The organism is Microvirga sp. M2, from assembly GCF_047497095.1.
In the GTDB taxonomy this organism is placed as follows: domain Bacteria; phylum Pseudomonadota; class Alphaproteobacteria; order Rhizobiales; family Beijerinckiaceae; genus Microvirga.
Window position 1 is genome coordinate 1,149,877 of sequence record NZ_CP134063.1, and the last position, 23,064, is coordinate 1,172,940.

Consider the following 23,064-nt stretch of genomic DNA (forward strand, 5'->3'; position numbering starts at 1 on the left):
GCTAACCCATTGTCTCGGGGATGACTCGCGTCAGGCTTCCCGTTGCGGGGAAGAGAGGAATGAGGCAGGCCTGCAGGGCATGGTACAGGTCGGGCTTTCCCGTGAACAATGTGCTGGCCGGCTGGAGATCCTCGGAGAGTTCCGGATGCCAGCCGCCCCGCTCGTGGTCGATCAGGTGCCGGTCCGCGAAGCTCCAGATGTGCCGGTACCAGGTTTCGTGAAACTCGCTCGGGCTGTGTTCGCACAGGAAGGCGGCTGCCCCGATGGCTTCCGCACAGGGCCACCAGAGCTTCTGCGGCAGCCTCGGCCGGTCGTCCCAATCGAGGGCATAGAAGAATCCGCCCCTCTCTTTATCCCATCCGAGCGCGACAGCTTGCTTGAACAATTCGCGGGAGGCCTCGGGCATCCAGCCATGCCGCTTGCCGCCCAGCACCCAGAGCTGCAGCAGAAGGCGCGCCCATTCGAGCCAATGCCCCGGCGTCGTGCCATAGGGGCGGAACACATCGTAGCCGCGATAATCCCGATCCAGGGACCAGTCCGCATGGAAGTGCTCAGCCACCCGGTAGCCGAGCGACGCGGCGTGTCGCCCGACGATCAGCTCCGCGATGCGCTCGGCCTTTGCGAGATAGGCTCTTTCGCCTGTCGCCTCGAAAGCGGCCATCGACGCTTCGGTGAGGTGCATGTTCGAGTTCTGGCCGCGATACTGGCTGACCGGTGACCAGTCGCGGGCGAATTCTTCCGCAACGGCACCGTGCCTCTCCTCCCAGAAGCGCTCATCCAGCACCTCTGTGACGTCGGTCAGCAACCGGTCGGCGAGAGGGTGCCCGACGACCTTGGCGCTCGCGGCGGCCAGCAGCACGAAGGCATGACCGTAGGCCTGCTTCGTATCGTCCTTGGGTCCATCGTCGTCGAGCGACCAGACATAGCCTCCGTGCCTGGCGTCGCGGTGGCTCTTCCAGAGATAGTTCATGCCGTGATCGACGATCGCGTCGCATCCGGGGCGACCCAGAAGGACGCCGATGGAGAAGCAATGCACGAGACGCGTCGTGCTGTGGATCTGCCGGACTGAATTGGCGCCGTCGAGAGGACGGCCGGCATCGTCGAGATTGAAGAACCCGCCCGCCGGATTGATGCTGCCGTGCTGGAAGAGCGCGAACAGAGTGTCTGCCTGCTCCATCAGCCATCGGCGGTGAAAGGGGCGGGTCGGCCAGCTCGAGCCGGTTGCGGGAAGAATGGGAAGAGGCATCTCCATGTCGATCTCCAACAAGCCCTTGCTAAGCACGCTCTGCCATGAAACGGGTCACTTCCTCCCATGTCGGGGGATTCGCGCCTCGCCGGGTACAGACGATGGCTGCCGCCGCTGCCGCGAAATCAAGGCCTGCCGTCACATGGGCTTCGTTCAATCCGGCAAAGCCCTGAGGCGTGAGAAGCTCGTTCGCATCGAGCCAGGCGAGCAGGCCGGCGTGGAAGGTGTCACCCGCGCCGACCGTGTCCACCACATCCACGCGAGGCGCAGGGCGCTCGATGACGGAGGGGCCGAAGACGCATAGGGGCCCCTGCGCACCCCGCGTCACGACGACGAGCTTCGGGCCGTACTGAAGCCACGTCCGCGCGACCGGGACGAGGTCCTGACCGGGATAAAGCAGACCGACGTCTTCGTCGCTCGCCTTGACGATATCCGCATATCCCATGAGCCGCTCGAAGCGCTCCCGGTAGATCGCCAGGTCGCCGACCACCCGGGGACGGACGTTCGGGTCGAGCGAGATCACGCGCGATCCGGCTTCACGGCGGATGAGCGTTTCGATCGCGCTGGCGATAGGCTGCACTCCGAGCGCATACGAGCCTGCCGCAATCGCATTCACGTCAGGCGGAAGTTGCGGGGGAAGCCTCTCGGGAGCAAGCGCGCGGTCCGCGCTGTCCGGAGCATAGAAGGAATATTGCGGTTCGCCGGATGGGGTTGTCGCGACAACGCTCAGAGTGGTCGGATTGGGGCACCGCAGCAGGTAGGATGCGCTGACGCCCGCATCGGCGAGCCTGCTCGCCAGGAAGGACCCGAAGGTGTCTTCCGAGAGGGTCGACAGAAAGGCGGCCGGACGGCCGAGGCGGCCGATCCCGATCGCCACGTTGAAGGGCGAGCCGCCCGCCACGGCCTCGGCCGACAGCCCGACCGGAGACGGCGCTCCGACAAACAGGTCGATCAGGGCTTCGCCACAGACCAGGATCATTCTTGACTCCCATATCAAAACGGCGCCGGAGCCTCCGGCGCCGCACGAACTGGCGCAAAAGGATCAGGAGCGGGGTGCGGACCATCCTTGATACTGGCCGACATTGTCCCGCGTGATCAGCTTCGAGGGCATCAACGTTACCGTATTCTCCGGCTTCTTACCATTCATGGCGTCGTTGCCCAAACGGACGGCGAGCTGCGCCATGGCATAGGGGTCCTGGCTGGCGGAAGCCTGGATCATGGGGCTGCCGGGATCCTTCAAAGCCGCTTCGATGTCGGGAGCGCCGTCGACCGACGTGATGATGATGTTGTTCCGGTTGAGCTGCTTGGCGGCGAGATTCGTCCCGATGGCCTGGGGATCGTTGATGGCGAAAACCGCGTTGATGTCCGGGAAGCGGGTGAGATGGCTCTGCATGACCTGGAGGCCGCCTTCGCGGGAGCCCTTCGCGTCCTGATCGTCCGACAGGATCTTGATGCCGTTGTTCTTCGCGAATACCTCCTTGCAGCCCTTCACCCGGTCGATGACCGCCGAGACCTGGGGGCCGTTCTGGATGATGACATTGCCTTTGCCCTGAAGCTTGTCGACGATGAACTGGCAGGCGATCTGTCCGGCCTGAACGTTGTCGGTCGTCACCGTCAGGTCCGCGCCCTTCGCGGCCGTGTCGACCGCGACAACCATGATGCCGGCGGCCTGAGCCTTCTTGATGGCAGGTTCGACCGCATTCGGATCCCCCGGATTGAGAAGGATCATATCGACGCCGGCCGCAATGAAGTTGTCGATCTGCGTGAACTGCTTGTTGAGGTCGTAATCATAGCCGACGGCCGTGACCCTGACGTTCGGATTGATCTTCTTCGCCTCGGCTTCGGCGCCACGGGCGAGGGCGACGAAGAACGGGTTGCCCATGGAGCCGAGCGAGATGCCGAGGGATTTCAGCTCCTTGGCCTGAGCCGCGCCGGCGCTGAGCGCCGCGGCGGCGACAGCCACCAGAAGAATACGCTTCATGTGTCTTCCTCCACGTGAGTTGGTCTTTGTTGCGCCGCGTCGGGACGACCAAACCTCGATCGCGGTGACCGTGCGGCACGAGCTTCATGTGCGCGCGGAACCCTTCAAACGATAACGGTCGAGAGCCACTGCGCCGATGATGACGAGGCCCTTGATGATGAATTGCCAGATATCGGAGACGCCCACGAGAATGAGGCCGTTCGTCAGGACCGCGATGATGAGTGCTCCGATCAGCGTGCCCCAGATCGAGCCGATGCCGCCGACGAAGCTGGTTCCCCCGAGAATAACGGCCGCGATGGCGTCGAGCTCGTAGGACTGGCCGAGCTGAAGTCCGTTCGCCGCATAGAGCCGTGCTGCGGCCATCACGCCGCCCAACCCGCTGGTAAGGCCCGAGGCGCAGTAGACGAAGAGGAGCACGGCCCAGACCTTGATCCCTGTCAGGCGGGCCGCATCGGGGTTGCCGCCGACCGCATAGATATGCACGCCGAGCACCGTCCGGCGCAGGATGAACCAGGAAATCAGCACGACGACGAGAGCGATCACCACCAGCCATGGCACGCCGAACAGATCTCCGTTGCCGATGAATGCGAAGGGCAGTTCCGAATTGAACTGAGTGGTATCGGCTCCGAGAAGGCGCGCGAGGCCGCGCACGGCGGTCAGTGATCCGAGCGTTACGATGAACGGCGGCAGCCCGATGAAGGCGATGAGCGCGCCGTTGACGAAGCCCAGCGCAAGTCCCATCAGCATGGCGGCGGGAATGCCGAGCATGCCCCAATCGGGAATTTTCGACGCGAGGATCGCCACCATGGCGGCTGCCGCGAGAATGGAGCCGACGGAGAGGTCGATGCCGCCGGTGAGAATGACGAAGGTCATGCCGGCGGCGAGAACGATATTGATCGACGCCTGCTGCGCGACGATGGAGAGGTTCTGTACGCTCAGGAAGCGCCCCGACATGAGGTCGAACGCGATGCCGAGAATGATGAGCACGGGCAGCATGCCGACGGCCTGCAGGGTGGATCGCCATGCAAGGCGTCGCTGCAGGCTTCGCTTTCCCGCATCCGCGCTCATGGCTCCTGAACTCTGAAGGGATGTGCTGGTCTCGTTGGGAGATGTCATGCGGCGGCTTCCTTTACCCCGGTCGCGATCGCGACGATGTTCTCCTGGGTCATGGGCGGGTGACCGGCCCCCCCCACTTCGCCGGCGATCCTTCCCTCGCGCATCACCAGAACGCGGTCGCAGATGCCGACGATCTCGGGAAGCTCGCTCGAAATGACGATGACGCCGACGCCGCCTCTGACAAGCGCGTCGATCAGTCGATAGATCTCCGATTTCGCGCCGATATCCACCCCGCGCGTCGGCTCGTCGAGAATGAGAACACGAGGCTTCGTTTCGAGAAGGCGGGAGAGCAGAACCTTCTGCTGATTGCCGCCGGAGAGGCTGCCGACGGGCACGATGTCCCCGGCAACCCGGATGGTGAGAGAGCGGATCGCCTCGGCGGCCCGACTCCTGGCGGTCTTCTGGTTCAGCACTTTCCCGGCGCGGGCATCTCGCCCGAGCACGTTCATGTTGATGTTGTCGCGGACCGTCATATCCAGAAAGAGGCCAAGGTGCTTTCGGTCCTCCGTCAGATAGACGATGCCGGCATCGATCGAGTCCTCGGGATGGTGGATCGAGAGCGGCCGGCCCTGGAGCATGATCTCGCCGCCGGTTCGGGCATCGGCTCCATAAAGAAGGCGGGCGAGCTCGGTTCTTCCGGCTCCGACAAGCCCCGCAATTCCGAGCGTCTCTCCCAAATGCAGATCGAAAGAACAATCGTGGACCCGCCGCCCGTCACCCACGTTGCGGACGGAGAAGATCACCGGGCCCCGGCTTCCCTTCGCGTCATGGTCCTTCTTGTAAAAGGATGAAAGGTCGCGCCCCACCATCATGCGGACGAGGCGATCGGCCGAGATGTCGCGGCGCTCGAGCGTTCCGACATAGGCGCCGTCCCTCAGCACCGAGACTCTGTCCGCGAGTTCGTAGACCTCACCCATGCGGTGGCTGATATAGATGATGGCCAAGCCCTCCGCCCGAAGCTGCCGCACGAGCGCGAACAGGGCGTCCGTTTCCCGGGACGAGAGGGATGTGGTCGGCTCGTCCATGATCAGGATGCGGGCATTGGCGATGAGGGCGCGGGCGATTTCCACCAGTTGCCGTTCGGCCATCGACAATTCGCTGACCCTGGTCGACGGTCCGAAGGAGACCCCCAGCCTCGCGAGCACATTCCGGCAGGCGTTCTCCATCGAGCGGCGGTCGATCATGGGGCCGCTTCGGTGCTCGCGCCCCAGCAGCATGTTCTCGGCGACCGATAGGTTCGGCGCGAGGGCGAGTTCCTGATAGATCGTCGATATCCCGTGGTGAAGAGCCGCGAGGGGGCCGTTGATCGTCGCGGGCTTCCCGTCGATCCGGATCTCTCCGCCGCTGTCGGCCTGGTATGCCCCCGAGAGAATTTTCATCAGGGTCGATTTGCCGGCGCCGTTTTCCCCCATGAGGGCATGGATTTCGCCGGGGTAGACCGTGAGCGACACATCGGAGAGTGCCCTCACGCCCGGGAAGGTTTTTGAGATCCCGGACATTTCGAGGATTGGGGATGATCCGGTCATGAGCCCTCCCTGTGCGGCATTGCGCCAGAATGGGCGCTGGGAGGTTCATTCTCCGGACGGCATCGGTCGGCATGCCGCTGCTTAAGAGCAGCCAACAGCATGCCCTGCCTGGATTCTCCAGGAACGGCGGCAGTGGTATCTGGGGATGCGACGACAGAGCCCCGGCCCACGGTTCTTTCCTCCCTGACGTCCTCGGCTTTGCAAGAGGCGACTTGATCGTTCAGGATGAAAAAAGACTAGGGCCGCTCAGAATACTTTCAATTACCATCCCGTCTGCGCATTCCGAAACTCCGGCTCGAGCGCCCGGTAGAGGCGGCGGAAGGCATCGACGCGCGGGCCATACTGATCGACCAAGCGAGGCTCTGGCTCGATCGTCTCGATCACCGCAGGCGCCGAGCAGACTGTTTCCGGAGCCTCTCCGGTCGCGGCGAGCCGCGCCAGGCGCGCGGCGCCGAAGGCGGGGCCCGTTTCACTCCCTTCGTACCGGGAGAGCGGAATGTTCAGGACATCGGCGAAAATCCGCGCCCAGAAGGCGCTGCGGGACCCGCCGCCAATCAGGCCCGCGTAAGACAGTTGCGTGCCCGCCTGTGCAAGGCATGCCTTGGCATCCGCGAAGCTGAAGGCGACGCCTTCCAGAACGGCTTGGACCAGATCGGCCGGCTCTGTCTCGGGAGAGAGCCCGAAGAAGACGCCTCTCGCATAGGGATTGTTGTGCGGTGTGCGCTCCCCGGCGAGATAAGGCAGGAAGATCAGGGGAGAGGGGCCGCGATAGGCGGCCTCGGTTTGGCGCAGAAGCCCGGAGACCTCCGCCTTGAGGAGCCCCGCCGCCCAAGCGAGGCAGCTGGCCCCGTTCAGCATGGCCGCCATCTGGAACCAGCGCCCCGGAAGGGCATGGCAGAAGGAATGGACCAGGGTTTCGGGGGCGGGGCTAAAGCGATGCGTGGTGACGAAGAGCTGCCCGGATGTGCCGAGAGAAATAAAGGCGGAGCCGTCGTCGATCGCCCCCAGGCCGACCGCTCCGGCCGCCGCATCGCCCGCACCCCCGGAAACCATGACGTCGCTCCGCAGCCCCCATGTCCGGGCGATTTCCGGGCGCACCATGCCGGACGGCGCCGATCCCTCGATCAGGTCAGGCATTCGGGTGCGATCGAGCCCCGTTGCCGCGAGCGCCTCGTCCGACCAGTCGCGCGCCGCTTCGTCGAGCCACCACGTGCCGGCGGCATCGGACATCTCGGTGATGCAGGCGCCGGTCAGCTTCAGGCGGATATAGTCCTTCGGCGAGAGAACCGTTCGCATGGCACGAAAGGTTTCAGGTTCGTGCCGGGCGAGCCAGAGGAGCTTCGGTGCCGTGAAGCCGGGCATCGGGATGACGCCTGTCGTTTGGGACAGCTCGGGATGGAGCCTCCTCAGCTCCTCCGCCTCCTGAAAGGACCGGCCGTCATTCCAGAGGATGGCCGGCCGCAAAGGCTGCCCGCGCGCGTCGAGCAGCACGGCGCCATGCATCTGTCCCGACAATCCGATTCCCTCGATGCCGGAAAAAGCGGCTGGAGCCCGGACGCGGAGGCGTTCGAGGGCTGCCTGAACGGCGATCCACCATGTCTCGGGATCCTGCTCTGACCAGAGATCCTTCGGGCGAGATGTCTCCAGAGGGATTGTCGCGTCGGCCATGGTGCGTTGCTCCTCGTCGACGAGGAGCGCTTTGACCGCCGAGGTCCCCACATCGATACCGAGATAGCAAGGCATGCGAAGGCTCCAACAGACCCGCCCGACGGGCTGCGGACCCAACTATAGATGGGCACGTCGCATCTTGCGATGCCCGGATCCTTTAAGGGGGATGCGGGTCCTTCGGGGCCTGCCGTCCTATGGGTTCTTCAGGATTCGGGCGATGCGACTTCTTCAACATCGAGGTTCCTGAGGGTGAAGTGGAACGTGGTTCCCACAGCCGGGTCCGAATCCGCCCAGATCTTTCCCCCATGGGACTCCACGATGGTCCGGCAGATCGACAAGCCGACGCCCATGCCGCTCGTCTTCGTCGTCGTGAACGGTGTAAAAAGCTTGCTCAGGACCTCTGGAGGAATGCCCGGGCCCGTGTCCCTCACGCTGACCTGGACCAGGGTCCCATCCTGAACCACGCGTGCCTGGATTGCCAGGAAAGGATTCCGAGCATCGTGCATGGCTTCGACCGCGTTGCGGAGAAGGTTGATCAGAACCTGCTGGATCTGAACGCGGTTGACGATGACCTGCGGACTCTCCTGCGGAAAATCGAACTCAACCTGGACACCCTTCTCCTTGGCTCCGACAAGTCCGAGGGCACTGGCCTCTTCGACGAGGCGTTGAAGGTCTTCGATCCGGTGCTCGGTCTCTCCCCGCGCAACGAACTCGCGCAACTGGCGGATCACCTCGCCGGCACGCAAAGCCTCCTCGGCGGCCTCATGCACGGCAAGTTTGAGCATGGCCACATGCTCGCCTTCCATGCGGTCCAGGATCAGGCCGCACCCGTTGAGATAGCTGGCGATCGCGGTCAAAGGCTGATTGATTTCGTGAGCAAGCGTCGATCCCATTTCGCCCATGGCGGTGAGCCGCGACATGTAGGCGAGTTCGGCCTGCAGCTCTTGCATACGCATTTCCGTATTCTGCCGGTCCGTGAGATCGCGAATGAACGCCGTGAAGTAGCGCTCTCCTTCCCATTCCATTTCGCCCACCTGCACTTCCATGGGGAAGGTGCTGCCGTCCTTCCGTTGAGCCATCGCGATGCGGCCAGGAGTGACGATACGGCGTTCCTCGGAACCGCGACGATGGCGAACGAAGTCGTCATGCTGCTCGCGGGCTTTCTGCGGCATCAGGAATTTGACATCCGTGCCGATCACCTCTTCGGGCCGATACCCGAAGATATGTTCCGCCGTGGCGCTGAACGATCTGACGATGCCCATCTCGTCGGAGACGATCATCGCATCGGGAACGGTCTCGAGGATCGAGCGAAGATGGGCTTCACTGCGGCTCAGCTTGTCCTTGCTGGTCTTCAAGGCGATTTCGGCAAGTTTGCGCGCCGTAATGTCTTGAGCCGTGCCGATCTTGCGAACAGCCCTTCCATCCTGGTCCAGGACCGTACGGCCGGTCACCGAAATCCAGCGCTCTTCACCGTTGTCGGCGCGGAAAATTCGGAACGTATCGCTGTACGCCAAGGCTCCGGCGGTTTCGCCGGTATGGAAAATGTCCTCAAATCGGCCGCGGTCATGCGGATGAACGAGCTTGAGGATGAAAGTCGTGTCGATCCTGGTGTGCGGATCGAGGCCCAGGAGGTGATGAGCCTCCGGCGTCCACTGGTGCTGGCCGGTGACGAGGTCGAAGTCCCAGATGCCCAAGCCGGTCGTTTCCACAGCCAGGCGCAGACGCTCCTCGCTCGCCCGCAGTTTTTCTTCGGCGGACCGTCGATCATGAATATCGGCGATCGTGCCGGTCCACTCCTGAACCTCTCCCGCTTCATCCAGGAGCGGAAGAGCGCGACAGAACACCCACCGATATTCGCCGGCCGGGCCCAGCATTCTGTGAGTGATCCTTGCCGCCTTCTTCCGGATGACGGCCTCCAGCCATGCGGAAGCCGTCTTGTCGCGATCGGCGGGATGGATCAGATCCAACCAACCGAGCGGGGCTCCAACCATCGGTTCATGGCCGCAGAATTCACGCCACCCCCATCCTTCGATGTACCTTCCCTGTGCGTTCGCGCGCCAGACGATTGCAGTGCTGGTTTCGATCAATGCGCGGTATCGCTGCTCGCTCATGCGGAAATGTTCGGCCGCAGCTTTCTGCTCATGGATATCCGTAAGCGTGCCGATCCACTCCTGGACGTCCCCATGAAGGTCGATCAGCGGTATTCCCGTGACAAGGACCCATCGATAATCGCCATTCGGAAGCAAAACGCGACACTCGGCCCTCCCGAGTTCTTCCGACCGGATGAGATCCTCCCAGGACTCCATGACGCGAGCACGGTCGTCGGGATGCACGGCATCCAACCAGCCGTTCCTTTTGAAGTCCTCCGGGCTTTGACCCGTGAACTCCTGCCATCCGGGACTTTCGAGCAGGACACCCTTTGCATCCGCACGCCACACGATGGCCGTGCTGGCTTCGACCAGCGCGCGGTAGCGGTCGTTACTGAGACGCAGATCCTGCTCAGCGTCCCGGAACTTGCTGGAATCTCTTGCAATCGCGAGAAAAGTCTCGAGCTTTCCTTCGCCATTCAGAACGGGGGTGACTGTGACATCCCACCACTTCGTCGCGTCGCGACGAAGCGTATCCTGTGCCTGGAAGCGTTCCGTTCTTCCGGATCTGACCGCCTCAAAGGCAGCACTCACATCCCGCTGGGCGGCATCGTTCCAGAAATCATGCCAAAGGCAGCCGTCGACCCTGGAAAAATCGTCGATCTCCATAGCCTGCTGACCGCGTTCATTCATGAACAGGAGCCGGCCATCGAGACCGAAGACCATGGCACAGCCGTCGAAGCTCGCGAGCAGGCGGTCGGCGAATTCCTGACTCGTTGAAAGGGCATGTTCGACTTCGTTAACGGCATTGATGTCGACGCTCGTACCGATCCACCGCTCGACATGCCCCTCGCTGTTTCGCAAAGGCTGAACGCGGGAGGAAACCCATCGATAGCCGCCCGAGTGATGCCTCAAACGATATTTTACGTCATCGAACCCGGCCGCGGCCGTCGCCTGCACTCGGTTTGAAGCGTCAGCCTCGAAGGGGCCGGAGGTCGGGCTTTCCCGTTGCTCCTGCCTATGGGGGGAATTCATCACACTCAGCCGTTTCGCCATAAGCTCGCGTGTCACCAGGCGCGAGAGCGCGAGAAGATTTTCCGACTGCTTTCGGCTGAGAGGGCCGGGGTGAGGGGCCGTGTCAAGGACGCAAAGAGAGCCCAATGCAATCCCGTCGTCGCTCCATAGCGGGACGGCAGCGTAGAAACGCGCATGGGGTTCGCCTGCAACGAGACGCTTGGCCTTGAACTCAGGATGTCGAGAGAGCTCGCCGATGCTGATCACGTCCGCTCCCTGGAGAGCATGGGCGCAGATGGAAGCGTCGATGGGGATTTCGCGCAGGTCGATTCCCGTTGCCGCACTAAACCATTGACATTCCTGCCCAATGAACGTGACGGCCGCCATCGGGCATCCGCAGACGTGTGCGGCCAGTTGCGCAATGTCGGCAAAAGCCGGTTCAGGGCTTGAAGCGCTGATCCCCCATTGGCTGAGGATAGAATGACGATGAGCACGAAAGGCTGAGAAGAGCCCATCCTTGGTCGATTGGTGGGTCATAGATGGGGCCGGCCGAGGAGCGTTATTGTTCTTTTTTCACCTTGAGCGGTTCGGCCATCAAAGGGAACAGGAAATTTCAATGAGTTCGTCTTTATGGAGATGCCGCGACGCGCCATTTGCCGCTGGAGCATCGGGCGTGAAAAGGGGAATCCACGTGTGGGATCAATGCGATGCTCCGCTATAGAACAGTGCATCGTTCTTGCGAAAAACCAGGTCCGCATTTTCGCACGATGCTCCAAGAGGCGATTAACGTCCCTTAAACCCCTGCGCTCTATGGCAGGGGTTATCCGCCCGAACGATGCGCTGTTCCAACCTGGGAGCATCGCATCGATCCCAAAAGTGGAACCCACTTTTCACGCCCGATGCTCCGGGACGCGCGAGATTGGAGCAAGGTTGGCAAGTTATGACCAGCTGCTCGCCCAGAAAGTCTTCCTGGGCGAGGCAGGATGAAGGCGCCCGGCGAATCGGCCCAAAATGGGCGCTGCCGGGACCAGGGCGAAACAAGCGCGCTTGAACGGCCGGATAAGCAGGATTACGTAGCGTTCTATTTCGCATAACCCTTAGTTATGAAACAACGTATATAGAATTGTCGGCCATTATTCACCTGACGATCGAGGCGTCCTTCAGCCAAGGAAAATGTTGAGCCTCAGTAGGTTGGCCTTTCAGCCGGCAATTTACCCGATTCGGGTTAAGCGGCCATGAGCAGACGCTGGGGCAGGAAACCCGAAACTTAACACTCATTAACTTTCTGGGTCTTGACTCTCTGTTTCAATACGTATTGCCCGCCATAACGAATGGGCATAATTTCCAATCGCCGAACAAAAATATCCGCCGATTGCGGCGAGAAAACGGCAAGTATGACATTGTGTTGAGTAAGTATTTCTAAATACAGGCTGGGGGCCTATCATGTATATCGTTGTCGATGATCGGCAAATTGTGACGTCTGGGTATGTGGCAAGCTTCAAACGCGAAGGTGTATCTTCGATCGGCTTGTACTCGAGCGAATTCAGCGAGTGGCTGGAAACGGCGTCCGATACCGACATGGAAGCAATTCAGGGCTTCGTTCTCGGCACCTTCGAGCAGCGCGCCAGCTTCGCAGAGAGCATCCGGCGCCACTCCAAAGCTCCCATTATCGCATTGAGCGATGTTCGCTCCCTGGAGGAGACGCTGGAGCTCTTTACGGCCAAATTCGACGATGTCGTTCGCAAGCCGGTTCACGTGCGTGAAATTCTGGCCCGTTCCGAGGCCGTGTGGCGACGGGTCAATGCGAGCCTTGGACGGTCAAACCAGAACGATAAGGATCGTCTCAAGGTCTTCTTCGACGGACGCGATCCCGAGATCGACGGAATTCCGCTCGCATTGCCTCGTCGTGAGCGTCATATCCTTGAGTACCTGGTTCGCAAGAAGGGCCATCGCCTGACGAAGAAGCAGATCTTCGACGCGGTTTATGGCCTTTATAGCGACGATGTCGAGGACAGTGTCGTCGAGGGGCATATCAGCAAGCTCCGCAAGAAGCTGCGGCAGCGTCTGGGTTACGACCCGATCGATGCAAAGCGCTATATCGGCTATTCCTATACGGGTCCGGTCTCGTAAAAACACGGGCTGCCGCAAGCATTGGCGCTTCCGCCCAAAAATGGCGGTTGCTGAGATCGACGAATGGGCGAGCCGGGTTCACGCGGACCCGGCTTTTCACGTTAAAGGCTCGCGGCTCGCGGCTCGCGATAATCGCACGGCGATAACGAGCCTTCGGTAAGCCAGCTTGACGCAAGATAGACTGGGTAAGGTCGGACAAGCTATTCGGAACGTCAAGTTTTCTGCCCATGTCTCGCCCGATTTCCCGCTTCCCGGGGGTGCCTACGATCGCTGCCCCGGCTGCCTGCAATCCTGTCGCCGCTGCTCGCCCGCAGGAGGCTCTGAGCGATGTCTCGACATGGCGAAGCATCGATGATCGAGGATCTGGCGCTTCACGACATGGGATTGCCGCAAGCAGGTCTTCGTCGCGTGAAGAGAAAGTTCTCGCCCCGATGCCCGATATCGAAGCCACCTAGCCCAAGCCTCATGCGAACACGCGGCACCAATTACTCTAACCGAGATGAGACACGGTGATGGACGACCTTCTCCTTGAGTTCCTGACGGAGACCAACGAACACCTCGAAACGGTCGATGTGGAGATGGTCCGTTTCGAGCAGGATCCCAATAATCAGGCCATCCTCAGCAATATCTTTCGACTGGTCCATACCATCAAGGGCACCTGCGGCTTCCTGGGGCTGCCCCGGCTCGAGGCTTTGGCCCATGCGGCGGAGACGCTCATGGGCAAGTTCCGTGATGGTATGCCCGTCACGACGAACGCGGTGTCGCTGATCCTGAAAACCCTCGATCGCATCAAGGATATTCTTGGTGAACTGGGGCGCCATGGCGTAGAGCCGCAGGGGACGGACGATGATCTGATTGCAACGCTCGACCGCATGGCGAATGCACCGGATCCCGTTCTGGAGCCGGCCGCTTCCCAGACCGCGAAGGAAACCGTGGGAGCAGCGGTCTATCAGGTGCTGGAGCGCGAGCTGAAGCCTGGGGAGGTCTCGCTCGATGAGCTGGAGCGCGCTTTCCAGGAGGCGCCGGGTCCCGATACGGAGGCAGCATCCGGAACGCTCGTCTATCAGGTGTTGGAAAGGGCGTTGAAGCCGGGCGAGGTTTCCCTGGACGAGCTGGAGCGCGCTTTCCAAGAGGCTCCAGGACCTGAATCGGCGGTTGCCGCCAAGCCACCTGCTCAACTAACCCCGAAGGCGAATGCGCCGAAGAAAGCCTCCAAGAACGACGCCGAGACGCCCGAGCAGGGCGAGACCGGAGAAGGCATTGCCGGAAAAGTTCAAACGATCCGCGTGAACGTCGATACGCTCGAACACCTGATGACGATGGTGTCCGAGCTGGTGTTGACGCGCAACCAATTGCTGGAAATCGCGCGGCGGAGTTCCGAAGATCACGGCTACAAGGTGCCGCTGCAGAGGCTGTCCCAGGTTACGGCCGAGTTGCAGGACGGCGTCATGAAGACGCGCATGCAACCCATCGGCAATGCCTGGCAGAAGCTGCCGCGTGTCGTGCGCGACCTCTCGAACGAATTGTCCAAGCAGATCGAGCTGATCATGCAAGGGGCCGATACCGAGCTCGACCGTCAGGTCCTGGAGGTCATCCGGGACCCCCTGACCCATATGGTCCGCAACTCGGCGGATCACGGGATCGAGAGTCCTGCCGAGCGTCGCGCGGCCGGAAAGCCGGAAAAGGGCATCATTCGGCTGAACGCCTATCACGAGGGGGGATCGATCACGATCGAGATCTCCGACGATGGCAAAGGTTTGAACAACGCCGCTATTCGTAAAAAGGCCCTCGAGAGAGGGATCGTGAGCGACGCGGAACTGGAGCGGCTGAGCGACGCCCAAGTGGCGAAGTTCATTTTCCACCCCGGCTTCTCGACGGCTGCCTCGGTCACGTCGGTGTCCGGACGCGGCGTCGGCATGGATGTGGTGAAAACCAACATCGAACTGATCGGCGGAGCTGTCGATATCAGATCGGAGCAGGGACGCGGAACGACCTTTACCATCAAGATCCCCCTCACGCTCGCGATCGTCGCTGCCCTGATCGTGTCCTCCAAGGATCAGCGGTTCGCCATTCCGCAGCTTGCGGTCTCGGAGCTCGTTCGGGTTTCCCCCTCATCCGAGCATTCGATCGAGCGGATCAACGGTACGCCGATCCTGAGGCTGCGGGAGCGTCTGCTGCCGATCGTTCCTCTGTCAAAGATCATGCTTCTGTCGGATGACGAGGAGGTCGATACCGGCTTCGTGGTGGTCACGCAGGTTGCGCAACAGCGCTTCGGAATTCTCGTCGACGGCGTCTTCCACACCGAAGAGATCGTCGTCAAGCCGATGTCTTCCAAGCTGCGGCATATCCAACTCTTCTCGGGAAACACCATCCTCGGCGATGGGGCCGTCGTGTTGATCGTGGATCCGAACGGACTCGCCCGCATGGTCGGATCGGGAGCGCAGAGCGACGAATTCCAAATGGACGCCTCCCTCGATCAAACGGTGGTCGCCGTGGTGGAAACGACAAGCCTGCTCGTCTTCCGCGGCGGAGGAGAAAGCCTGAAGGCGGTGCCTTTGTCGCTTGTGACGCGCCTTGAGGAAATCGATGCCTCGACGATCGAATGGGCGAGCGGCCGTCCGGTTGTCCAGTATCGTGGGCGCCTTATGCCCATCGTATCGTGTGACGATGAGCTCGAGATCAAAAGGCAGGGAACGCAGTCCCTTCTCGTGTTCTCCGACGGCGAGATCTCCATGGGGCTGGCTGTCGCGGAAATCGTCGATATCGTCGAGGACAAGCTGGAAGTGGAACTCCTCGCCGAGCGATCCGACCTCGTTGGATCTGCCGTCGTGAGAGGGCGGACAACGGAGATCGTCAACATTGCACACTATCTCCCTCTTGTTCTCGAGACCTGGTCTCGCTCCGGGCAGAAGAGCAAAAGCGCGAACTCGCTGCTGCTGGTCGACGGCTCGAACTTCTTCAGGGATATGCTCGTTCCGGTTCTCAAGGCATCGGGGTATCGCGTCCAGACCGCAGCGACAGCTCAGGAGGCTGCGCGCATGCTTGCAAACGGTATGCAGCCCGACTTCATCGTTGCGGATCTCGAACTGCCCGGGCATTCCAGCTTTGCATTCATCGCGACCCTGAGAGCCGACGATCAGTATCGCTCGACGCCCATCATTGGTATGACGTTACGGCCAGATCCTCAACTCATCGCGCTGGCCCGCCGGTTCAAGATCACGGATGTCGTATCGAAGGTAGACCGGCGCGGATTGCTGTCTGCGCTTGCGGAGCTGGGTCAATCTCTTGAGGAGGCTGCATAGCCATGAATACGGTCGCCCTGAACGAACCCAGGAATTTCTCCCGAGAGTCGGAGTTCATCACAGTCACCGTCATGGGACAGTTGCTCGGCCTCCCTATAAGCCGTGTCCATGACGTTTTTGTCGTCAGCGAAATGACTCAGGTTCCGCTGGCGCAGGCGGAGATCGCAGGGCTTCTCAACCTGCGCGGACGTGTGGTTACTGCAGTGTCCCTGCGTAGCCGCCTCGGCCTCCGGGAGGAAGGCAGGGCAGGGCGCCGAATGGCGGTAGGGCTCGAGTATCAAGGTGAGGCTTACGGGTTGCTCGTCGATGAAGTCGGAGACGTCCTCAAGTTGAACCAGGATGAGATTCAGCCGAACCCGGTTCATATGGACCGGCGCTGGGCGAAACTGTCTCAAGGAGTTCATCAGCTTCAGGACGTGCTGATGATCGTTCTTGACGTCGATGCAATTCTGTCCTTTGAGGCTGAGCGCGAGGCCGCATAGAGAGCTACGCTCGAACCATTCTCATTCATACAACCAGATAGGATACGCTGCTGTGAGCTTAGACCTTTCAACCCCTGTCCTCGTCGTTGACGATTATCAGACCATGGTGCGCATTCTCCGCAATCTGCTGAAGCAGATCGGCTTTACGGATGTCGACGACGCGTCGGATGGACAGGCTGCCTTGGAGAAGCTTAAGGCCAAGAAGTACGGTCTTGTGATCTCCGACTGGAACATGGCGCCGATGACCGGATATGAGCTGCTTCAGCAGGTGAGAGCCGATGCGGAGTTGAGCGCCTTGCCTTTCATCATGGTGACGGCCGAGGCAAAGACCGAGAACGTGGTTGCGGCCAAGAAGGCGGGAGTGAACAACTATATCGTCAAGCCCTTCAACGCCGAGACGCTTCGTTCGAAAATTAGCGCCGTCATTGGCGCATGATGAAATGTGATACGCATCATGAACCCACGTAAGAGCTATCGCATTGAGGCAAACATGACCTCTGCTCCGCCGGACGAGGAAGCTCTCGATCGTCATGCCGAGATTATGGACCTGCTTGGATCCATAAAGGAGGCGATTGTTCCGGCCCGGGAGCTGTCCGCATCGCTAGTCGAGGAGCATCGGAGGGACATGCAGGAGGCGATGCGCCTCAAGGTCGAACTGGATTCGATCTATGAGGCAATCGAGCGCACGAAGCGAGAGATCGCGACGCTTCGCTATGCCGGCGCTCAGGGCCAGGAGATCAACCGGGTCACTGACGAGCTCGGCGCCATCGTTCTTGGCACGGAGACTGCGACCAACGCGATCCTCGCCGCCGCGGAACGGATCGACGAGTTGTCGGGTAATCTCGCGGCTCGCTTGTCGGGCGGCGATCAGGAGATCGCCCGTGAGATATCCGATCAGGTTGTCAGCATTTTCGAGGCCTGCAACTTCCAGGACATTACCGGCCAGCGTATCGGCAAGGTCGTCGGTGCCATGAAATTCGTGGAAGAGCGCGTTCACGAAATGATTGAAATCTGGGGAGGCCTCGAGGGCTTCAAGGATGTTGAGACGTTAGAGCAGGCGCGCGACGGCGATGACGCCTTGTTGAATGGGCCCGCCCTGTCCACTGACAAGGGGATCACTTCGCAGGACGCAATCGACGCATTGTTCGGGTGAGTGATACCTACAGCATCGAACCTGACGTCGAACCCACGTCCGATGCTGTCAGTCTCCGGTCTCGAGCATCTTTTCACGCAGAACCGGTTCCCACTTTTTACGTGCGATGCTCTGGATGATGGACGCCTGATCCGATCGGGCGCCCACATTCTAGGATGGCATTTCTTTCATCGGGCGCTTTCGCCTGGAAGTCGTGCGAGAATGGCCCTGACCGCGTCCGTTTCCAGCAGTCTTGAAAGGCTGTCCGCGGCCTGATCGCTGGTCGTGAGAAGAACGCCGCCGCAGACGGTGCCCTGGCCGGAAAATCCGTAGCGGAAAACATTGGCGGGCTGCAGGCCGCCCGAGGGGCGAGCCACAAATCCCTGAGCCGATGCCGGCACGTCGTTGCGTCCGATTTCGATGCCCATGCCGCTGAAGTGGCCCGTTCTCCGATAGGGAATGATTCTGAGTTTCTCATTCTTCCGGTAGGCAGCCCCCATTCCCGCATTCGCAATGGCCACGACGATAGCAGGGTCGAAATGGAGAAGCCCTTCGAACGAGATCGGGCCCGACCGCGTCGCAAAGTGATCGAGGACCGCGATCGCATCGAGCTTGTCCAGAGTGATGAAGACGCGATGGTGCTCATAGAGCGGTCCATAGACGGTGCTGCCGAGATGGAAGATGCTTGCGCCGTCGAGTTCCTCAAAAGCCTCGATCCAGGCAAGCCCGGCGAGTTGCTCCCGACCATCGGGAAGGGCGACGTTGTGAGCTCTCGAGGCAGTGAGGTACTGACGCGGGGTGCCAGTTTCGTGAAGAGTGGAACCGCGGGGATCGACGATCCAAGGTGCCCCGCCTGTCGCGTAGACGAACGACGTGCAGTCATGGTGGCCGCGTTCATTGAAGCGGCCGGATAAAGAGGCGCAGAAGTAGCTCCATCGGGCGTCATGGTCATAATGTCGGGCAGCGATCAGGCCGGCTCGTGTGGAGGCGAGGACCTTTTTTCCAGTCGGATAGGAAAGCTCGGTCGCAAGTTCGGGATCGGAGAGCAGACTGGTGCCGTAACCTGAAAGAAGGCGCCGTAGCCAGGACGCATGATGGAAGCCGTAAGGAGCATCTCCGAAGGGAGGCAGCGAACCGGAAGGGTCCGTCACGGCCACCAATGTCTGAAGGCCTTTCCGGAGCCGCTCCGTCAGATCGTCGCGAAACTCGCGTGTCTCGGGCATCTCCCCGAGGTGGCGAGCCAGGATGAGGCCCAAGGAGACCAGCTCGAGTTGAAAGTGAGGAGATTGCTCGGTGAAAGTGCCATTCTCATCGATCAACTGCTTGAAGCCATCACTGAGATGGATGAGGGCGAGCGAGTTCCAGTATTCTGCGAGCGGTAGGCGCGAGAACGCACGCGACAGAGCCAGAAGAGCACATGCGGCATGAAGATGGACGCTGGAATGTGAAAAGACGTTCTGCCCAAGGACCTCCGCCAAAGCGACCGCATGACGCACGGTTTCGGCAAGAATGGTGAGATGGTTTTCGGAGGTTGTCGATCGCGGCGCCTTGGCAACCGATGAGAGGAGGGAAAGCAGTGTCTCGGCGCGAGCCGACAGGGCTTGAGGATGCGCGCTGAGCGGATCGCTCGGATGGCCCCAGGGGTTGGCGCGCGACCAGGATGCTGCCAGGTCAATGGCATGAGAAAGACCTGTAGGGGCTCTGCTCTCAGCCAGCTTGCGCAGCCATGTGAGAGAATGGAATTCGAGCCGCCAGGCGAGCGATTGAAAAGGATCCTCCGTCCATTGCGGTTCGTCGGGAAGAGGCCAGGACGGAAAGCTGCCGAGTGCGAGGCCATTTTCCGTGATGGCGGCCTTTCTGCCGTGCTGCACCGCGTCGAGTTTGTCCCGGAAGGTGAATGCGGTTGCCAGTGCGTCTGAAGTCGTGAACCAGCCCGGCTGAGCGCCGTCATGCATTTGTTCGCCCAACGGGGTGGTACTATTGAGCTTTTCCGTGATCCGCTTGAGGAAAGTCGGAGCATTCGATCGGTCGTCGCCCGAGTTGGCCTCCAAGGTCAGATCGTCTTCGAGCGAAACTTCGAGAGGAGTGACCAGTTCGACCCGCGTTTCGGCATGCCATGTTCGAAAGCCGATCTCGACCCGCGTGGCCTCTGCCGGTGGGATAAGGTCCAGCGTGAAGCGCCGCGCCTGCCGGTGGACTGGAATATCAACGAAGGCACCGACTTCCGGAGCAACCGGCAGTTCCGGATAAGGAGGAGGCAGCTCTTCTCCCTTGGCGTTGCGATAGACGATGCGGGCCAGCACCCCCTCAGGGGCAAGGCTTTCATTGATGATCTGCCCGCGGATCAACAGGCAACGCCCTGGGAGTACGGCAAATCTGAACCAGGTCGGCGCAGAGTCGAGAGCGCGCCATGTCCGGCGAGGGTTCACGGGCGGGATGGCCCCTATACCGTTTGCCTGTTCGGTCCCTCCGGGAGATGCTTCATCCGCGGTTTTCGGAGCTCTGCCCTGAAGCAGCTTTGGTTCGCTGATCGTGAAGGGATGGGAGTTTCGCCAACTGCGAATGCTGACGGTAAGCTTCCTTGTCGGCGATGGAACAAAAAATCCGAAGGACATCCTGCAAGACGTCACGTTTCGGTCGCAGTAGCCGGGAATGCCGACATACCAGCTGTGAGGATCGACCTGGGTTCTGGCCAGCCCCGGAACATACGCGAAGTCGATGCTCGACCCGTCTTCCGTCAAAAAGTCGAGGCCGACGACGGCAAAGTCGTGGGCGGCAAGGTTCTCTTCCTGGAGATGCCAGGCCAGCTGAAAGTCGATTTCGCACCACGTGTCTGCCTCCACGCCATCGAAATTCAAGACAGTGCGGGACCATCGATTATTGTTTGAGATAACATATCGGATCGGGTCCGCGTCGCGTGCCTCTCCCTCACGCAGGGTGCTTTGGATAGGTAGAAGGCAAGTGGGAGAGGGCATCGGGCACGCTTTGCGATCAAGGCTGCTCTGGAGGCCGCCGGCTCGGTCAATGGGGTGCCATGCTACCGGGCAGCGCGTCAGAGGCTTACGTTCTTCTAAGGAATGACATCAGTTGATGGTGACAGCCTCGACGAAGAGGGCCATTCGAATCAACTCGGAGAGGCTACGCGCCTCCATCTTGGCCATGACATTCGAGCGGTGAATCTCGACGGTCCGGATGCTGATGTTGAGCTCATGGGCGATGGCCTTGTTCGCCTTTCCTTCCACCAGGCAGTCCAGAACCTGGCGCTCCCGCTGAGAAAGGGACTGCAGTCGGGCTTGGGTCTTGAGCAGTTCCTGGCTTCGCCGGACACTCTTTTCATCGCACACAAGGGCAAACCGGACGACCTCCAGGAAGCGATCCTCACGGAAGGGTTTCTCGAGAAAGTCGATGGCTCCGGCCTTCATGGCCTCAACCGCAAGTGGGATGTCGGCATGCCCCGTCATGACGATGATGGGGGCGTTGAAGCCCCGCTCGTTAAGGCGCCGGATGAACTCCAGACCGTCGATCCCAGGCATGCGCACATCTGTAACGATGCAACAGCGTCCCGGATCGGAGACTTCCCTCAGGAATGAACTGGCCGACTCGTACAAGCGAACGTTCAGACCGGCGGATACGAGCAGAAAGGAGAGCGCCTTGCGCACTCCAACGTCATCGTCCACCACATATACGACCGCCCCGCTCGACATTGGGCCTACTCTCCTATTTCTGCCAAGGGAAGGGCAGGATGCGCCTCAAGCGAACGCCAAAGCGGAAGCGATCGTCCGCCATATGCCCCCGAGCCGCCTGACAGTTCGATGCGGATACTCACGATACATCTGTGCTCGTAACCGTCTCCAGGCGCTTCTTCAAGACCCTGATAAGCGTAGCTGAACATCGAAATCCGCTCGGCCCCGCTCCGCGATCCAGGCTGGTCCCGGGACTTGGCGATCAGCATCGGTCCGAGCGGTTCTGTGCCGTCATCCCATTGACCAGCAGTTGCACTTCTGAACAACAGTATATCGTCGCTACGATGTTCCCATTCAGCGCCATGACAGCCCGATGCGTGACGGGATCGAATGGCCTCCAGGACAAGCTGGACGGCCAAACACCGCTGGAGGCGTGAAGCCCACCGAGGACAAACGGGGGCCATCGGAGCGTCTCCGCACGGGCGACAGGTCAGCTCCATGCAAGGTTGCTTGGGTAAATGCACATTGACCCTGATGGCTTGGAGATCTCCGTGACGTCACCTGTCTATCTGTTCGATCTGGCATCGCGGCAGGCGCAATGGCTCGCTGCGCGGCAGACCACGATCTCAGGAAACATTGCGAACGCGAACACGCCAGGCTATCGCGCGAGGGATGTCGAGCCCTTTGTCGATATTCTGGACAAAACCAAATTGGCGATGGCCGCCACGAACAACGGACATATCGGCTTCGATGCGTCCCGGCCGGATGCCATGAAGGTCAAGAAGGCCGATACCTGGGACACCGTCTACTCACGCAACTCCGTCAGCATGGAGCAAGAGTTGATCAAGGCCGGGGAAGTCGATCGGCAGCACTCTTTGAACACCAGTATTATCAAAGCATTCCATCGGATGCTGATGTCGACGGTGAGAACTTGATGACGATCGATCCTCTTATTGCATCTACGAAACTTTCCAGCGCGGGACTCGAGGCCCAATCGGCACGCCTGCGCGTGATTTCCGAAAACGTTGCGAACGCTCAGTCCACGGGGCGTACGCCCGGGTCCGATCCCTACGCCCGAAAGACGATCACATTCAAGTCGGCACTCGACCGTGCGTTAGGAGCTTCATCCGTTTCCGTGAAGGAAGTCGGACGAGACGATACGCCATTCCCGGTCGAGTACGACCCCGGCAATCCCGCTGCGGATGAAAACGGAATGGTAAAAAAGCCAAACGTCAACATGCTGATCGAGATGGCCGACATGCGCGAAGCCAACCGGTCGTACCAGGCAAACCTGCAAATGATGAAGCAGGCCCGTGCGATGATTTCCGCAACCATCGACCTTATGAGAGGCTGATATGATCAGTGCAGCATCCTCGATCACCTCCCTGATCGATCACACATCCGCGGTAAGCTCCGCATCGACAGCTGCCGTCAGGCCGGTTGCCGCCGCACCTTCGAGCGGCGTCGGGCAGGTCAGCTTTCTCGACACCATGGCTCAGGTCGCCTCGTCGGCAATCGATACCTTGAAGGCGGGTGAGGCGTCTTCCATTTCCGGTATCCAGAGCAAGGCTTCGGTGCAGCAGGTGGCGGAAGCCGTCATGGCTGCCGAGCAGACACTCCAGACGGCAATCGCGATCCGCGACAAGGTTGTCGCGGCCTATCAGGAAATCGCCCGGATGGCGATCTAAGGAGATGAC

17 protein-coding genes and 1 pseudogene are annotated in these 23,064 nt (G+C 60.8%); 8 read left to right on the forward strand and 10 right to left on the reverse strand.

Annotated features, from left to right (window positions below):
- Window position 1: 1 nt before the first annotated feature.
- The 8 genes and pseudogenes from RE429_RS05405 to RE429_RS05440 form a co-directional block, all read right to left on the reverse strand.
- Entirely contained in the window at window positions 2-1,252 is a 1,251-nt protein-coding gene (locus tag RE429_RS05405; RefSeq protein WP_414473317.1) for an AGE family epimerase/isomerase, read from the reverse strand.
- Between the two features lie 22 nt (window positions 1,253-1,274).
- Window positions 1,275-2,225, reverse strand: a complete 951-nt coding sequence (locus RE429_RS05410) for a carbohydrate kinase family protein (protein WP_414473318.1) — start codon at window positions 2,223-2,225, stop codon at window positions 1,275-1,277.
- A 63-nt stretch (window positions 2,226-2,288) separates the two neighbouring features.
- The gene (locus tag RE429_RS05415; protein WP_414473319.1) at window positions 2,289-3,227 is read right to left on the reverse strand and encodes an ABC transporter substrate-binding protein; all 939 of its coding nucleotides are present in this window, start codon (window positions 3,225-3,227) and stop codon (window positions 2,289-2,291) included.
- 84 nt (window positions 3,228-3,311) lie between these two features.
- Complete coding sequence (locus RE429_RS05420; protein ID WP_414474130.1) at window positions 3,312-4,295, reverse strand: ABC transporter permease subunit; 984 nt, start codon at window positions 4,293-4,295, stop codon at window positions 3,312-3,314.
- A 44-nt stretch (window positions 4,296-4,339) separates the two neighbouring features.
- Window positions 4,340-5,869, reverse strand: coding sequence for a sugar ABC transporter ATP-binding protein (locus RE429_RS05425; RefSeq protein WP_414473320.1), 1,530 nt, complete (start codon window positions 5,867-5,869; stop codon window positions 4,340-4,342).
- Between the two features lie 261 nt (window positions 5,870-6,130).
- Window positions 6,131-7,612 carry a xylulokinase gene (gene xylB, locus RE429_RS05430; RefSeq protein ID WP_414473321.1) on the reverse strand — a complete coding sequence of 494 codons (1,482 nt, stop codon included), beginning with the start codon at window positions 7,610-7,612 and terminating at the stop codon, window positions 6,131-6,133.
- 128 nt (window positions 7,613-7,740) lie between these two features.
- Window positions 7,741-8,892 carry a sensor histidine kinase gene (locus RE429_RS05435; protein WP_414474131.1) on the reverse strand — a complete coding sequence of 384 codons (1,152 nt, stop codon included), beginning with the start codon at window positions 8,890-8,892 and terminating at the stop codon, window positions 7,741-7,743.
- Between the two features lie 60 nt (window positions 8,893-8,952).
- Window positions 8,953-11,175, reverse strand: a pseudogene (locus RE429_RS05440) (PAS domain-containing protein); the annotation flags it as partial.
- A 906-nt stretch (window positions 11,176-12,081) separates the two neighbouring features.
- On the opposite strand from RE429_RS05440, the gene RE429_RS05445 reads away from it, so the two are divergent.
- From RE429_RS05445 to RE429_RS05465, 5 genes are all read left to right on the forward strand, one after another.
- Window positions 12,082-12,768 (forward strand): response regulator transcription factor, encoded by a 687-nt coding sequence (locus RE429_RS05445; protein ID WP_414473322.1) that lies wholly within the window; start codon window positions 12,082-12,084, stop codon window positions 12,766-12,768.
- Between the two features lie 512 nt (window positions 12,769-13,280).
- On the forward strand, window positions 13,281-16,070 hold the full coding sequence (locus RE429_RS05450; protein WP_414473323.1) for a chemotaxis protein CheW: 2,790 nt from the start codon (window positions 13,281-13,283) through the stop codon (window positions 16,068-16,070).
- 2 nt (window positions 16,071-16,072) lie between these two features.
- Window positions 16,073-16,552 (forward strand): chemotaxis protein CheW, encoded by a 480-nt coding sequence (locus RE429_RS05455; RefSeq protein WP_414473324.1) that lies wholly within the window; start codon window positions 16,073-16,075, stop codon window positions 16,550-16,552.
- Window positions 16,553-16,604: 52 nt separating this feature from the next.
- The gene (locus RE429_RS05460) at window positions 16,605-16,988 is read left to right on the forward strand and encodes a response regulator (protein ID WP_414473325.1); all 384 of its coding nucleotides are present in this window, start codon (window positions 16,605-16,607) and stop codon (window positions 16,986-16,988) included.
- A gap of 54 nt (window positions 16,989-17,042) precedes the next feature.
- A complete protein-coding gene (locus RE429_RS05465; protein ID WP_414473326.1) occupies window positions 17,043-17,705 on the forward strand; it encodes a protein phosphatase CheZ in 663 nt (220 codons plus the stop codon).
- 167 nt (window positions 17,706-17,872) lie between these two features.
- Here RE429_RS05465 and RE429_RS05470 read toward each other — a convergent pair whose 3' ends face one another.
- Window positions 17,873-20,032 (reverse strand): heparinase II/III family protein, encoded by a 2,160-nt coding sequence (locus RE429_RS05470; RefSeq protein WP_414473327.1) that lies wholly within the window; start codon window positions 20,030-20,032, stop codon window positions 17,873-17,875.
- A 735-nt stretch (window positions 20,033-20,767) separates the two neighbouring features.
- On the reverse strand, window positions 20,768-21,388 hold the full coding sequence (gene fixJ, locus RE429_RS05475; RefSeq protein ID WP_414473328.1) for a response regulator FixJ: 621 nt from the start codon (window positions 21,386-21,388) through the stop codon (window positions 20,768-20,770).
- Between the two features lie 530 nt (window positions 21,389-21,918).
- Here fixJ and flgB point away from each other — a divergent pair.
- Genes flgB through RE429_RS05490 form a run of 3 tightly spaced genes read left to right on the forward strand, consistent with a single transcriptional unit; the run spans window position 21,919 to window position 23,055 of the window.
- Window positions 21,919-22,302, forward strand: a complete 384-nt coding sequence (gene flgB, locus RE429_RS05480; protein ID WP_414473329.1) for a flagellar basal body rod protein FlgB — start codon at window positions 21,919-21,921, stop codon at window positions 22,300-22,302.
- Window positions 22,303-22,307: 5 nt separating this feature from the next.
- Entirely contained in the window at window positions 22,308-22,721 is a 414-nt protein-coding gene (flgC, locus tag RE429_RS05485) for a flagellar basal body rod protein FlgC (protein WP_414474132.1), read from the forward strand.
- 1 nt (window position 22,722) lies between these two features.
- Window positions 22,723-23,055 carry a flagellar hook-basal body complex protein FliE gene (locus RE429_RS05490; protein WP_414473330.1) on the forward strand — a complete coding sequence of 111 codons (333 nt, stop codon included), beginning with the start codon at window positions 22,723-22,725 and terminating at the stop codon, window positions 23,053-23,055.
- Window positions 23,056-23,064: the final 9 nt, after the last annotated feature.

Excerpts from the sequence above, each read along its gene's own strand:
- RE429_RS05405 (WP_414473317.1), bottom strand. The coding sequence starts at position 1,252 with ATGGAGATGCCTCTTCCCATTCTTCCCGCAACCGGCTCGAGCTGGCCG.
- RE429_RS05410 (WP_414473318.1), bottom strand. The coding sequence starts at position 2,225 with ATGATCCTGGTCTGTGGCGAAGCCCTGATCGACCTGTTTGTCGGAGCG.
- RE429_RS05415 (WP_414473319.1), bottom strand. The coding sequence starts at position 3,227 with ATGAAGCGTATTCTTCTGGTGGCTGTCGCCGCCGCGGCGCTCAGCGCC.
- RE429_RS05420 (WP_414474130.1), bottom strand. The coding sequence starts at position 4,295 with ATGAGCGCGGATGCGGGAAAGCGAAGCCTGCAGCGACGCCTTGCATGG.
- RE429_RS05425 (WP_414473320.1), bottom strand. The coding sequence starts at position 5,869 with ATGACCGGATCATCCCCAATCCTCGAAATGTCCGGGATCTCAAAAACC.
- xylB (WP_414473321.1), bottom strand. The coding sequence starts at position 7,612 with ATGCCTTGCTATCTCGGTATCGATGTGGGGACCTCGGCGGTCAAAGCG.
- RE429_RS05445 (WP_414473322.1), top strand. The coding sequence starts at position 12,082 with ATGTATATCGTTGTCGATGATCGGCAAATTGTGACGTCTGGGTATGTG.
- RE429_RS05450 (WP_414473323.1), top strand. The coding sequence starts at position 13,281 with ATGGACGACCTTCTCCTTGAGTTCCTGACGGAGACCAACGAACACCTC.
- RE429_RS05455 (WP_414473324.1), top strand. The coding sequence starts at position 16,073 with ATGAATACGGTCGCCCTGAACGAACCCAGGAATTTCTCCCGAGAGTCG.
- RE429_RS05465 (WP_414473326.1), top strand. The coding sequence starts at position 17,043 with ATGACCTCTGCTCCGCCGGACGAGGAAGCTCTCGATCGTCATGCCGAG.
- fixJ (WP_414473328.1), bottom strand. The coding sequence starts at position 21,388 with ATGTCGAGCGGGGCGGTCGTATATGTGGTGGACGATGACGTTGGAGTG.
- RE429_RS05490 (WP_414473330.1), top strand. The coding sequence starts at position 22,723 with ATGATCAGTGCAGCATCCTCGATCACCTCCCTGATCGATCACACATCC.